A 13,349-nucleotide genomic window follows, 5' to 3' on the forward strand; every position below is an offset into this window, starting at 1 on the left:
TCTTACAGCAACCGGTTAATCCCGCACTGCATGCTCGAAAGAGGTCCCTCCAGGACCATTTTCCATCCTCCTCCCAGACCGGTTCTCAGCTTCTCCGGCTCTCTGCGCTGGGGGTGTGTCTGTACTTATCCCTTCACTGGAAATTATTATACATGAAATATACTGAAACGCTGCCCCTTTTGTCAAGTCGGCTGCAGACTATTTGGAAGAAGCTATGACGGATTTGTCCGCTTTCGGCGGGACCAAATCCACGCCGCCCGGATGAAACGGGTGACATTTGGCGATGCGCTTTGCGGCCAGCCATGATCCTTTCAAGGCGCCATGCACCTCAATGGCCTCCATCGCGTACGCCGAACATGTCGGATAAAAACGGCAGGTCGGCGGCTTGAGCGGAGAAATGCAGCTGCGATATACCCGAATGGGCGCCTGTGCCATTTTTCGCGTTAGCTTCATCGCTTAATGCTTCCCGTGAGAATGTCCCGAAACCGCTTTGGCCGGAGCATGCTCCGCACAATCTTTACAATACCCGAACACTTCGAATTTATGATCCACAACCTGAAATTGTTCCGGCGCATCCGCAAGCTGCATGGGGCAAAATACGATCGGATATGTTTTTTGGCATTTCAGGCAAATCATATGGTGATGGTGATGATCCTCGCTGCAATGGGCGCGGAACTTCACCCCGTCCTCAAAAATAATCTGCTCCAGTACACCCAATTCCTGCATCACCCGCAAATTGCGGTACACCGTGTCGAAGCTGAGTCCGCTATAGTTTTTGCTCATATATTCATAAACGTCCTTCGGTGTCAAAAAACCGGGAGATTCGGCAAACAACCTGGCCAGCGTTTTCCGCTGATCCGTGATGCGAAGCCCCTGCGAGGACATCGTGCTAATAATCTGCTCTGTTGTCAGCATGACCTGCAACACCTCCTGCCATACATATGCTCATGCAATGGGTCAAGCAAAGCCGACAGAGCGGTGCTGTAACCGATGCAAATGGCCGCTTGTATTTTCTTACTACTAATAATGCCTCAAATTTCGCTTCGAGTCAACGAAAGCAGTCAGCCGCCCGATCGATCATCCAGCATGAACTTCCCTGAGGAAACCTCGCATGAGCGTATCTATGCACGGACGGAATATGGCATTCAGCCGACTGCAAACCTACGAAAAAGGACTCCTTGCGGAGTCCTTCCATGACGGTTTAGAACAAGTTTCTGTTCGGGCGACTTTTGGGGTGACAGGGTATACGGTAATATAAGCTCTCACTCCAAACCGTCCGTTTTCCGGTCCATCTATATAAACCGCACTAACCAATCACACAAGGCCACTACGAGTGCAGCACCATCTTCCGATCGCTGTTATCCCCAGATTTTTTTGATTCCCCTTCTCTAGAAGGGAAAATCCGGTGATAAAGGCGACCGCTTCGCTTCTCCAGATTGCTCCTGACTCTCCGTTAACGTGTGTATGTTTTTTGCGGTTTATATAAAAATTGTTATTTTTTCTCTTCTGGAAGCGGTGTGAACAACAAGTTAACCGGCAGATTGCTACCCGGTGCGGCAGAGAACAGAATCGTTACGCTCTCTCCATAAGATCCGGTGCGATAAAGCACGCTTTGTTCATTCGGCGCGCTAACGGAGCTGCTTTGCGCAATCTGTACAACCTGGCCATTGACCAGGGCAACGCCGGAGTATTTGCCTCCGCGAGGGTTCAGGGAAATCAACGTCCGTGGAGCAACGTTGTTCAGCGTAATTTTGTATAACACGCCAAAGTTGCCTGCATTGGACGCATCCGTGTAAGCCATCGGATCCGTTCCGACCAGATTCGGATCGCTTGCATTATCGCCAAGCGGCATGCGGGACGGTTTGGCACCGATTGGCTCATCGTAGGTAATAACCCGTGTAGCATTCGGATACGTACCACGGTTATGAACGCCGTCGCGGTCAAGCACAGGCAATGTAGCCAAAGCTTCCATCGGATCTTTGTTTGCATCGATCATGATGACGTTATAATCGAGTTGATAATCACTGAATACGTCCGAATAGAGCGAAATAACTTGTCCTTGTTTCATCGGCAGCGCACTAAGCTCCGTCAAAATCAGCTTGCTGTCGCCAGGCTCAATATAGATTTTCTTTTGATCCTTACCTTCCTGCATCGACTGGAACCATCGATCAATGGACAATTTCCCTGCGGCTGTAGCGATTGGGGAAGGTCCCGCAAAGCCCATGTTTTGCTGTTCGAGTTGCGCCGTATACGCGTTGTTGTTCGTTGCGACAACATACATTTTAACGGCTTTCCCCGTGTTGTTTACATGGTGAATCATGAAGCGGGTCTGACCGAAAGAAGACTCTTTATATACAATACCTTCGGAATTCACCGTTTCCGGACTGTTGCTGCGGATCAGCAGGCTTGGTTCGTCTGTATACGTATAAGGCACTTTTTCCATGGCAGGCACATCGCCGCCGTTAAAGACGAATTTCTGTCCTACCGGGGTGAAAAGCTGATTGAAATCAGAAAGAGTATACAACGTCTCATTGGTAATTGTAATGACTTTGCTGTATGTGTCGGTTTCACCGTGTTTGTCCGTAACGGTGATGGTCACCGTTTTGGGACCTGGAACGAAGAAGGCCAGTGCATTGTTATCCCATTCCACTTTTTCGATGGCGTTTTCATCATCCGTACTTTGGTCGATATACGTGATTTTTTCGCCCATCTTGTACTCTTCCTTGTCGGTCTCGAACATGGCGACAGGAGGCAGGTTTGGTTTCTGTACTTGAATGGTCACGGAATACGGGTCGCTCCATTGACCGCTAGAATCCTGAACTTCATAAGTAATCGTATACGTACCAGGCTGATCGAACGATTCCTGACGGCCGGTCCAGCGTTCGTCAACAATGTTCAACCCTTTCGGAGAACTGGATGAAGTCACGTAATCTACCTTGTCACCTGCAAAAATTTCCTTTTGGGAAATCTTGAAGCTTGCAACCGGTTTGGTATTCAGATTCAGCACAACCGTTTTGGCCGACTGATTTACTTTATAAGTAATGTTCAAGGCCTGCGTAATGGAAGTTAACGGGACCATGAACGTATTTTTTTGCTGATAGGCAGGGCCTTTCATCGTTCTGGACTCGCCATTTACGGTGTAGACCGTGCTGTTCGTTTTGAAACGAAGCTCGCTTTCGCCGCTAATAATGATCGTTTCCTTGGTGGTGTTGTCATATTTGACTTCATATCCTACACGGTCTACCAATGCCCGAATGGCAACATACGACACGCCGTTTTTGACCGTCATGGGCTGCCCAGCCAAATACGTCTTTCCGTCTTGCTCCATTTTGTTGCTGTTCATGTACAGCGTCAGATCACCGCCTGATGTTCCGGAAGACGTTCCTCCTGCAGAAGGTTGCTCTGCCTGAACAGGAGTGGTTGGAGTCTCGACATCCTCCGCGCTGCCGTCTTCTTGGTCCGCAGCATCCGGATCAGGTTCAGTCGCTGATGTTTCCCCATCTGTGGTTGGTGTATCCACACCTGTTGCTGGTGTTGTTGGCGTTACTTCTTTGGTTGGTGTTGTTCCGGTTGTTGGCGTTGTTTCAGTTGTCGGTGCTGTTTCGGTTGTTGTAGAAGTTTCTTTGCCTTCAGTGGACTGAGCACTGTTGGAAGCGTCGCTGCTCCCTGTCTTGACTTCACTCTCGGCAAGCGGCTGTTCTTTCTTGATGACCTCTACGGATTTTACTTTGGCAGTATGAACTGGTTCTGCATCGCCTTGAGCTGCTGGTTGCGCATTCACCGAACCAACTGCAAATGCTTGAAAAACAGCTAAAGCGGTAAATATGGACAATTTTTTCTTCAAATTCATTCTTTTTCTTTGGCTCCTTCTGCTCCCACGTAATATTATCCCCCTCAAAAAGTCATACTATTAGACGCGGGCGACCGGGAAAAGTTGCTAAAATTATTTGATTAGAAATGTAAAGTTTTAATAGAGTGATAACACTATGAAAATAGTTAGTTATCATTTCATTGCATTCATAGCTTCATCCATCAAAAAAACCTTGCCGCTATATGGATGAACTTCACCACATAACGGAAAGGTTTGTCCTTGCCTTCCATGTTAACTTAATCGGACGGGCAAGCTTCCACTCGGATTCAATTCGCCCGTAATCAAAAGGGAGAGTCCACGTACCACGGCAGGCGTATTTTCGTATGTGCACACGTAAGCTCCCGGCCGGGGAATTTCGAACAGATCATAGGGATTACGCAAAGCTACGACAATCAATGAATGTTCCTCACTCAGCCGTTCGATTATGTTGCGCTGACCTTTGGGAAGAACTCCTGCCGAGGTATAGGTGCATACGATGACTTGGTCTCCCTTTATCACGCTTTGCAAAATTCGTTCTGCTTCATCATAGGACGGCTGGGTCGTTATTTTATACTCGCGGACATGATTCCTGAATTGCCCAAGCACCCTACCAAGCGAATCCGAATGGGACCAAGGCTCATCCACCTCTGTTCGCTGTACAACCTCGGGCCATATAACGAACACGTTTTGTTCGGGTTTTAAGGGCAGTAAACCGTCATTATGTACCACGGTGATGCTCTGGCACGCAATTTCGTGTAACAGTACATCGTGCGGGACGGATGAAAACGAATCTGTCATACTCGATGGTTCGCTTGGTTGATCGCCACAGCGTTTTAGCTTCCAATTCACGACACGCTCCAGCGCCTGGTCAATGATCTGCTCGTCGATTTCTCCGTGGCGAACCGCTTCTGCCACTGCCTCTATGGCTGCGATCTGTTCGTCAAGGGTATGACTGACCAGGATCAAATCCGCTCCTGCCTTCACAGCACGGACAGCCGCCTTCGCAACTCCATACGGTTTGGAGATGGCATGCATCTCCAGGCAATCTGTGATGATTATTCCTTCGAAACCCATTTCTTTGCGCAATAAACCATGTAATACGCTGCGGGACAACGTTGCGGGAATCGGCTCTGGTTCGATCGCCGGAAAAATGACATGTGCTGTCATGATGGCATCCACGCCCGCCTCAATGGCCTGGCGAAAAGGCAGCAGTTCTACCTGCTCCAGTCTCTCCCGCCCATGGGGAACGGTTACCATGCCGAGATGAGAATCCACGGCCGTATCTCCATGCCCTGGAAAATGCTTCGCTGTTGCGGCTATGCTCCGCGACTGATATCCTGTAATGGCTGCCGCACCATGAGCGGCCACCTTCTCCGCGTTTTCCCCATAGGATCTCACTCCAATCACCGGATTTAGCGCGTTATTGTTCACGTCGAGGACTGGTGCAAGGTTCATATCGATTCCAATCCGTTTCAGCTCATCCCCAAGAATCCGTGCACATTGATACGTGTAATCCGGGTTGCCTGTCGCCCCGAGCGCCATATTACCCGGTACTCTGGTCACGCCGTCTTTATCGATTCTGGCAACCATGCCGCCCTCCTGATCCACCGAGATCATAAGCGGCAGTTCACTGCTTTTAGCGGCCATCCTTTGCAATTCGGCAGACAAGCGGGTCAATTGTTCCACGCTCTCCACATTGCGCCTGAAATAAATGACGCCCCCAACATGGTAGTCCTGGATTAAACGGGTGATCTGTGCATCCGCTCGCTGTCCATGAAAGCCGCACATAAACAGCTGGCCGACCTTCTGCTCCAGCGTGAAATTGTCCCATGGTCTCATGAAAGCATTCCCTCCTCCAATGAAGTAGCTGCTCTCTTGCTCTGCCTGTATTCCGACGGCTTCATATGAAAATGTTTATGAAATACTTTGGAGAAATAACGCCGTTCTTTATAACCCGTGGCTTCCCCGATCGCTGTAATGCTCCACTCCGTTGTACTCAATAAGTGCGCTGCGCTCTCCATCCGTTTATGGGTCAAATATTCAACAAATGTGACTCCTGCATGGCTTTTGAACAGCTGACAAAAGTAGCTTGAACTGATTCCCAGCCAATCTGCAACCTCATCGATGCCAAGATCACGGTCCAGATGTGTGTCCATATAATCACATGCAGACTTTATCAAATCTGAAGTCGAAGGACGTGACGTGCCTTGTTTGTTATGCCAGGCATGGGCGATCGCTTCCGCCAGTTCGATCAATTCCTTCATGGAGGCTGCCATTTGCAGCGCGTCCCAGAACTGCTTTTCTTCGTGTTCTGCAAGCGCATGAACCTCCCTCAACTCTCCCAGCATGTGTACGAGCAAAAATCGAATATTGCTTTCACCTATGCTGTCCGATGAAAATTTAGTTTGGTTCAGCTGCTGCTTAAGGGAATGCAGCAGATTGAACACCCCCTGCTTGTTCCCCTGCCGAATACAGCGAGTCAGCAGATCGAGGTCCTCTTTGGTCACCCACGCCGCCTTTTGGAATGCTTCGTCGTTTGGCCGTAAGATGGGGTGAGCGGAAGTGGGTAGCGACCTCGTCTCATCGCCGGTTTCGAATGAAATCATCAACCTGCGCTGACAGTGCAGGTATCGCTCGGTAATCTGTTGATCCAAGCGCACGGGCTGATCGTCCCGAATCGTTCTTGCCTTCATTGCCGGGTCTTTGGCAAACATGGCATTAAGCCTCCATCGGATACGCTGTTCTAATTCATCTGCCTGCTGCTCCCATCCGGTCGCAGCCTTCAGCAGAATCCCCCATCCCCCTTTGCGTACGGCAATTATCATGCTTTCTTCCAGGGCTTCCGTTAAATCTGCAAGACTGGCATTGATCACATCATGCCATTGCTGATGCTGGTCAGCAGACCAGCCGATGGAATGGCGGAAGTAACCTTCCGCATTCACAAGGATGAGAATATAGCGATCAGAAGAGCACAGCCCTTCTGTTGACGGCACAGAGCAGCACGGCGAAATTCCCTTTTCACCCCGCAGTAAGTCGGTCACATGTTTATGTCTGATCCAGTTTTCCATCTCTACATGACGATGGCGCTCAGACTCGCTTGCCCTGCGCTTCTTATGAATCTGTTCGGTTAACTCGCGCAGTTTGTTCTCCAAATCCAAGTAATCAATCGGTTTGCATATGTATTCATGTACGTTGTAGCGGATGGCCGTTCGGGCATATTCAAACTGCTGGTATCCGGTCAGCAAAATAATTTCACATGACTCGCCCCGTTCGCGCAGTATTCGAATAAGCTCCAAACCATCCATGGCAGGCATGCGAATATCGCACAGCATGATGTCCGGATGACAATCAGCCGCTTTATCCAGCGCTTCAGCCCCGCTTCTGGCCGTGCCCGCAAGTTCAATCCCCATGTCCTCCCAGGGCAGGATCAAGCTCAAATTTTCCAAAATCGGCAGTTCGTCATCAACTAGCATTGCGGTCAGATTCATCTAGGCATCCCCCTGCTCATATCGTGGAATTATGCATTGAATCACTGTCCCGTGGCCTGGAGCTGAACAGATAAATATGCCGTATCCTGCCCCATATCGGATTCGTATCCGATCCGCCACACTTCGTAAACCCAGCCCGCGGCGCTCGGCCATTGAAGACGGGGACTGCTCCCCTTCATTTGCATGCGGATGTACCGGAGGGTCCTCTGCCATGTACTCGAATCTCCCCAATATTTCCTGGGGAATGCCAAGTCCGTTATCCTCCACCCGCAGTACCAGATTATGGCGATCCTCGAATGCACGGATCCGAAGCACTCCCTTGTACTCAATGCCCTCGAAGCCATGCTGGACGCTATTTTCTACTAATGGCTGCAACGTCAGTTTAAGTACGAAGGATGTGTACAAATGAGCAGGAATATCTATTTCGTACGTAAACAAATCACTGAATCTGTATTGTTGTATTTCAAGATAACTCTGGAGATGCCTTACTTCCTCGCCCAGTGCTATTTCCTCCTGATCTTGAATGCTGATCCGAAGAATATTGCCGAGACGGTTCACCATTTCGCTGACTTTCCGTCCTTCTCCACGCATGGCCAGCCCGTTGATCGACTCCAATGTATTGAACAGGAAGTGTGGTTTGATCTGAGCCTGCAGCACACGCAGTTCAGCCTTGGCCTTCTGCTGCTGCTCTGCCCGCACACGACGAAACAAGCTTCCGATCCGGTCCAGCAGTTCATTAAATCCATGGGCTAGAAGCTGCATCTCATCGAACCCTGTTCCCTTCACCCGTGCGCTAAAGTCACCATCCTCCACTCGCCGCATGAAGCGGACTAATACCGCAATATTGCCGGTAATACGGTTCATGAAAAACAAATTGAAGACCATTGCCGCAAGAAGGCAAACCAGAATGATAATGACCGACCAGCCTGCAAACACATTCGTTTCAGCCGACAGCGCTTCCCATGAAGTTACGCTGATTAAACTCCAGCCGTAGTTTTTCAGATGATACTGGGACAGGATGCTCTCCGTGCCGTCAAATACCGTCCGAATGCTGCTGAAGCCGGGCCCGTAACTGACTGTGTTGACACCGAGGTTCTCCATCTTCTCCCCGCTGTACCGGCCGGTAGGGTCATAGACGATCAAACCTTCTTCATTTATTAATAGAAAGGATGTATTTTGTGCGGAATCGTTAATCTGCAGATGTCGGAAGATCCGATCGATCTCTCCCTTTTTGATCTGAACAACAAGAATCCCGATATTTTGAAAATAACTGAGCTCCTTCACCAGCCTGATCTGCGTAAAGACAGGATCGACGCCGGTAAGTTCGGGATACTCCAGTGGTGCAAGCCATTTGGGCACACCGTTAAGCTGCTGGATTTCCTGGAATAAGGGATGAACCTTGAACTGCTGAAATGAAAGCGCTTCAAAATTTTCCTTGGTGAATATGGAGACGATCTGATTGTTCTGGGATGAACGCAAATCATACAAGAAAGCATAGCTGATAAACGGATAGTTATATAGAAGGGAACGAAAATTGCGCTGGCTGGCATTAAGCGACAACTGGTTACCGGTTCCGAGATCCTGTTTGGTCGGGTCCTTGGCGTTAAGTGCCATTTGAAATACCGACGTGGCGATTCCGTTATCGGTGACATTGTTAATTTGCTGAAAACCGTTCTCGATATTGTAGCTGATGGCCTGAAGGGCGTATTCGGCCTGCTGGTTGTATTTTTTCTCAATCGTATGTGAGGTGACCAGAAACATCCCGATCCCCAGTCCGCACATCGGTACAATGATCAGCAGCAGAAAGGCCATGGCCAGCTTCATGCGCAAGTTCATATCCGTTCTCCCCATTCACCGCCTCGTCCATCAACCTTTGACACTGCCGGCGGTCACACCTTCAATAATTTTCTCCTGCAGTATGGCGTAGATGACAATAACAGGCACAACGCTGTATACGATTCCTGCGGACATCTGGGCATAGTTCATCTGATACTGATCACGAAACTGGACCATGCCTACAGGCAGGGTGCGCAGCTTATCTGTAGATAGGAAATAATTGGCGAGCAAAAATTCGTTCCAGTTGCCGAGGAAATTCACGATAAATACCGTAACGATGGCTGGAACCGTAAGAGGTATCACTATTTTAGCAAAGATTCCCGGGGCCCTCAAGCCATCCATCACCGCTGCTTCTTCAATCTCTCCGGGGAGGGATCTCATGAATGCAGCCAGTATGATGATCGTGAATGGAATCGCATTCGCTACATAAGGAACGATCAGAGCCAGATGCGTATCCAATATGCCAAGCTTGCGGACGAGCAAATAAATGGGCAGCATCAGCGCATTATTCGGAATGAGCATGCCAGCCAGAACGAGACTGTACAGGAACAGGCTCCACTTGCGGTGTCTCATGCGGGTTACGGCAAAAGCAAACATGGCCCCCAGTATAATGGTACCTGCCGAGGACAGAACCGAAATGTACATGCTGTTCCAGAAATACGTACCGATCTTGGCGTTGACCCAGGCTTCCACGTAATTGCTGAACACCCAGTGGGTCGGCAGACTGAACGGATGGAGTGCGATCTCATTGTTATCCTGTTTGAATGAAGAGAAGATGACAAATAAAAAGGGAAACAGAATGGCGATTAAATACAGCATCAACAGCACATGAGGAATGGTGCTCCGTATACTCTTCACCATCAATACTCCACCCTTTCGTTGTGCCTCGCTACCAACAGCTGATATACAGCCGTAAGCACAAGTGTCAGCGCAAAGATCAGGACCGCGACGGTATTGCCGTAGCCGTATTTAAAATTGGTGATCGCGTATTTGATCATATACGTGGCGAGCACCTCGGTGGACCCGGCGGGACCGCCTTTGGTCATGACAAGCACGATATCTGCCGCCTTCATCGCTCCGGCAATGGACAGCATGATGACGACCGAAATAATGGGCCTGATCAAGGGCAGCGTGATTCGGGTGGCCCGCTGTACGGCCGTTGCACCATCGATGGCTGCAGCTTCCTCCAGGTCACGGGGAATGGCCAGAATAGCCGCCAGCACCATAACGATGTAAAATCCGGTCCACTGCCAGGCATTGGTTACCAGAATGGACAGCATCGCAAAGCGATTATCGGAGAGCCAATACACCGGCGGAATGCCAAACGTATTCAGCAGTTGGTTCAACAACCCGATGTTGGGCTCATAGATAAATCCCCACAAAATGCCGATGACCGCCGTTGACATAATGGAAGGTAAAAAAACAGCCGTTTTGTATAACCCCTTGAATCGTTTGACGTTGGCAATAAGCAATGAGAATAATACAATCAACGGAACCTGGATCAATACGGAAAACCCGATAAAAAAGCCGTTGTTCCGCGTGGAAATCCAAAACCGCTCATCAGACAACGCCTTGGCGTAATTCGACAAACCCACAAAGCGTGGGTCTGTCGAAACGCCGTTCCAGCTGGTCAAGCTATAATACAGGGAGCTGCCGATCGGATACAGAAAAAACATTACAAACAGAATCAATGCCGGCAATACAAACAGCGCATAGATCAGCGGGCTGCGGAGTGAAGTATTCATGTTCAGCCTCCTTCAGTAACTTCAGTTGCAGCGATGGTCCAGGTGTATCCGTTATTCCACGGATGCGTTCGCTTCCTCCTGAACTTGCTGCAGCTCCTCCGCCATCTTCTCCGGCGTGGTCTGCCCGCCGATCAGTTTTTGAATCTGCAGGTTGCTGATCTCGGTGGTTACATCCGCCTGAACCAGCGCGTCGAATGCCGGAAATGACGTTTTGGATGCATTCAGGACAGCAACGATTTCTTTCATCAGTTCATCGGTAATGCTGTCTGTTAACACCTTCTCATCCAGCTTCATGGCAGGCAGCACCCCATCTTCCACAAGTCCGCGCACCTGCATGTCTTCATTGTAGAAGTTTTTGATAAACGCTTTTACCGCCTCCAGCTTCTGAGGATCTTCCGCTACGGCTGCCGAGAAACCATAGCCATTATTGACGTCACGCATGAGTGAGGTCTGGTCCCCTACTCCGTTCTCTACCGGCGGCATATTAAAAAATCCAACTTTGCCGATGAGCGATTCCCCGCTCTGTCCTTCCTTGAATACGGATGATTTCCATGTTCCGTCATACATCAGTATCGCTTCGCCACTTGTAAATTGAGTCGTGTACTCTGCGTATTCGAAGCCGAGCTCGCCTTTTTTGAAATAACCCTTATCGACCCATTCCTTATGCTTCGCAAAGCCTTGAACCACGCCCGGGTCGGTCCACTTGGCTTCACCTGTTGCAAACTTCGCGGTAATCTCGGGCCCGGCGTAACGGGACCACAGGTGGTTCGTTAACATCAGCGGGACCCAGCCCGCCTTGGAAGCAGATGCAAGGGGTACTTTGCCATCCGCTTTGATCTCGGCCAGCATGTTTTCCAGTTCAGCCATGGTGGTCGGTGCTTGCCAGCCCTTTTGTGCGAAATATTCTTTGTTGTAGAAAAAACCTTCACCCGAACCCCCGATCGGCAGTCCGTATACTTTGCCTTCATACGTGAACGGTTCAAGGGATGTAAACTGATCCTGGATGCCCAGCTCTTGCAAAATCGGCGTGAGATCCAGCAGCATGCCTTCCTTGGCATACACCTTCGAATCCGGACTGCCGAACAGTTCGAATATATCCGGCGGATTGCCGGCAGCCATCTCTCCGCGAAGCTTTTCCTTCCGGTTCACATCGGATTCGACCCCGTCCAGCGTAAAGGTCAGATTAGGCACCTCGCTCTCCACCTTGTCGACGACGTCCTGCAGAATGGCCAGCCGTTTCTGTTTATCCGCTCCTACTTGGGTGTGACGCAGCAGCATTTCCACCGGTTCCTTGCTCGTTTCCGGGGCCGAACCTGAGGCTCCCTGCGGATTTTCGTTCCCTGAGCCCGAACATGCAGCCAGCGTCCAGGAAGTGACAAGCAGCAGTGAGAGCAGCATGATCATTCTTTTTTTCATCGTCGTTGACCCTCCTCGGCATTTTGCGCTTTTGGTTTTACACTCTGATTATAAAAAGCCGGAGCTTCCATCGTAAGGATGACAATTCATCAATGAGGGGATAAAATCCTTCACTGAACAAGCCTCTTCGTGTTCCTCCTGTAAAATGCAACAAAAAACAGTCTCGGCGACATCGGTCGCAAAGACTGCCTGAATAGCGGATCCATATATACGTTTGTTGATTTCTAGCAGACCCATGGATCTGGATCATTTCGCCCCAGCAAGTGTGCCAGCCGTTTCCTTCCGGCCCTGTTCAATCAGGCGATACGCCCGTTCCACCTCTTCTTCGGTTGGAGAAGGCACGCCATCGAGCGGGTACACCTTACCCAGCGCCTGCCATTTGTAGATGCCCATCTGGTGATAGGGCAAAATCTCAAACTTCTCTACCCCGTTCAACGTGCCGATATATCGGCCCAGATTAAGCAAATCCTGCTCATCATTGTGAATGCCGGGCACGTATACGTGGCGAATCCACATTTTCCGATCATGATCGGATAACCAGCGGGCCATACGAAGCGTTCTCTCATTGGATTTCCCGGTAAGCTGGATATGCTTTTCATCATCGATATGTTTCAGGTCCAGCATGACCAGATCGGTATGGTCCAACAAGTCAAGAATGCGATCCGGTTCATTGTAGCCGTTGCTGTCCAAGGTGGTATGCAGTCCCCAACGCCGCTTCACTTCCTTGAAAACTTGGGCCACAAAATGAGCCTGCAGCGTCGGTTCCCCTCCCGACACCGTAAGTCCGCCACCGGAACTGCGATAATAGGTCAAGTAGGGCTCGATTTCCGCAAGAACTTCTTCCACGCTCATATCCCGGCCTCCATCAAGCGCCCATGTATCCGGGTTGTGGCAATACTGGCATTTCAGATGACATCCTTGCATAAATAGCACGAAGCGGATGCCTGGGCCGTCAACCGTCCCGAAAGTTTCGAGTGAATGAATATGTCCGTTAACCATGCTGCCTCTTCCTTT

The 13,349-nt window shown here is 49.9% G+C and carries 10 protein-coding genes; all 10 read right to left on the reverse strand.

The window, feature by feature from the left end:
* Positions 1–198: 198 nt before the first annotated feature.
* The 10 genes from yidD to pflA all read right to left on the reverse strand — a co-directional run bounded on the left by yidD (position 199) and on the right by pflA (position 13,334).
* Entirely contained in the window at positions 199–453 is a 255-nt protein-coding gene (gene yidD / locus RSX24_RS14670) for a membrane protein insertion efficiency factor YidD (RefSeq protein ID WP_236420023.1), read from the reverse strand.
* Between the two features lie 3 nt (positions 454–456).
* Positions 457–915, reverse strand: a complete 459-nt coding sequence (locus RSX24_RS14675; RefSeq protein WP_236420025.1) for a Fur family transcriptional regulator — start codon at positions 913–915, stop codon at positions 457–459.
* 577 nt (positions 916–1,492) lie between these two features.
* On the reverse strand, positions 1,493–3,850 hold the full coding sequence (locus RSX24_RS14680; protein ID WP_339273366.1) for a copper amine oxidase N-terminal domain-containing protein: 2,358 nt from the start codon (positions 3,848–3,850) through the stop codon (positions 1,493–1,495).
* 252 nt (positions 3,851–4,102) lie between these two features.
* Positions 4,103–5,689 carry a beta-N-acetylhexosaminidase gene (gene nagZ, locus RSX24_RS14685; protein ID WP_343260998.1) on the reverse strand — a complete coding sequence of 529 codons (1,587 nt, stop codon included), beginning with the start codon at positions 5,687–5,689 and terminating at the stop codon, positions 4,103–4,105.
* Entirely contained in the window at positions 5,686–7,338 is a 1,653-nt protein-coding gene (locus RSX24_RS14690; protein WP_343260999.1) for a response regulator transcription factor, read from the reverse strand. The genes nagZ and RSX24_RS14690 overlap by 4 nt, the downstream gene beginning before the upstream one ends.
* Positions 7,339–9,174 carry a cache domain-containing sensor histidine kinase gene (locus RSX24_RS14695; RefSeq protein WP_343261000.1) on the reverse strand — a complete coding sequence of 612 codons (1,836 nt, stop codon included), beginning with the start codon at positions 9,172–9,174 and terminating at the stop codon, positions 7,339–7,341.
* A gap of 30 nt (positions 9,175–9,204) precedes the next feature.
* Complete coding sequence (locus tag RSX24_RS14700; RefSeq protein WP_343261001.1) at positions 9,205–10,035, reverse strand: carbohydrate ABC transporter permease; 831 nt, start codon at positions 10,033–10,035, stop codon at positions 9,205–9,207.
* Positions 10,035–10,919 carry a carbohydrate ABC transporter permease gene (locus RSX24_RS14705; RefSeq protein WP_339273374.1) on the reverse strand — a complete coding sequence of 295 codons (885 nt, stop codon included), beginning with the start codon at positions 10,917–10,919 and terminating at the stop codon, positions 10,035–10,037. The genes RSX24_RS14700 and RSX24_RS14705 overlap by 1 nt, the downstream gene beginning before the upstream one ends.
* Positions 10,920–10,970: 51 nt before the next feature.
* On the reverse strand, positions 10,971–12,335 hold the full coding sequence (locus RSX24_RS14710; protein ID WP_343261002.1) for an ABC transporter substrate-binding protein: 1,365 nt from the start codon (positions 12,333–12,335) through the stop codon (positions 10,971–10,973).
* Between the two features lie 246 nt (positions 12,336–12,581).
* Positions 12,582–13,334, reverse strand: coding sequence for a pyruvate formate-lyase-activating protein (pflA, locus tag RSX24_RS14715; protein ID WP_236420041.1), 753 nt, complete (start codon positions 13,332–13,334; stop codon positions 12,582–12,584).
* Between the last annotated feature and the right edge of the window lie 15 nt (positions 13,335–13,349).

This window comes from Paenibacillus hubeiensis, assembly GCF_032334105.1.
GTDB lineage: Bacteria > Bacillota > Bacilli > Paenibacillales > Paenibacillaceae > Paenibacillus > Paenibacillus hubeiensis.

Excerpts from the sequence above, each read along its gene's own strand:
- RSX24_RS14675 (WP_236420025.1), bottom strand. The coding sequence starts at position 915 with ATGCTGACAACAGAGCAGATTATTAGCACGATGTCCTCGCAGGGGCTT.
- RSX24_RS14690 (WP_343260999.1), bottom strand. The coding sequence starts at position 7,338 with ATGAATCTGACCGCAATGCTAGTTGATGACGAACTGCCGATTTTGGAA.
- nagZ (WP_343260998.1), bottom strand. The coding sequence starts at position 5,689 with ATGAGACCATGGGACAATTTCACGCTGGAGCAGAAGGTCGGCCAGCTG.
- RSX24_RS14710 (WP_343261002.1), bottom strand. The coding sequence starts at position 12,335 with ATGAAAAAAAGAATGATCATGCTGCTCTCACTGCTGCTTGTCACTTCC.
- pflA (WP_236420041.1), bottom strand. The coding sequence starts at position 13,334 with ATGGTTAACGGACATATTCATTCACTCGAAACTTTCGGGACGGTTGAC.
- yidD (WP_236420023.1), bottom strand. The coding sequence starts at position 453 with ATGAAGCTAACGCGAAAAATGGCACAGGCGCCCATTCGGGTATATCGC.
- RSX24_RS14695 (WP_343261000.1), bottom strand. The coding sequence starts at position 9,174 with ATGAACTTGCGCATGAAGCTGGCCATGGCCTTTCTGCTGCTGATCATT.
- RSX24_RS14700 (WP_343261001.1), bottom strand. The coding sequence starts at position 10,035 with ATGGTGAAGAGTATACGGAGCACCATTCCTCATGTGCTGTTGATGCTG.
- RSX24_RS14680 (WP_339273366.1), bottom strand. The coding sequence starts at position 3,850 with ATGAATTTGAAGAAAAAATTGTCCATATTTACCGCTTTAGCTGTTTTT.
- RSX24_RS14705 (WP_339273374.1), bottom strand. The coding sequence starts at position 10,919 with ATGAATACTTCACTCCGCAGCCCGCTGATCTATGCGCTGTTTGTATTG.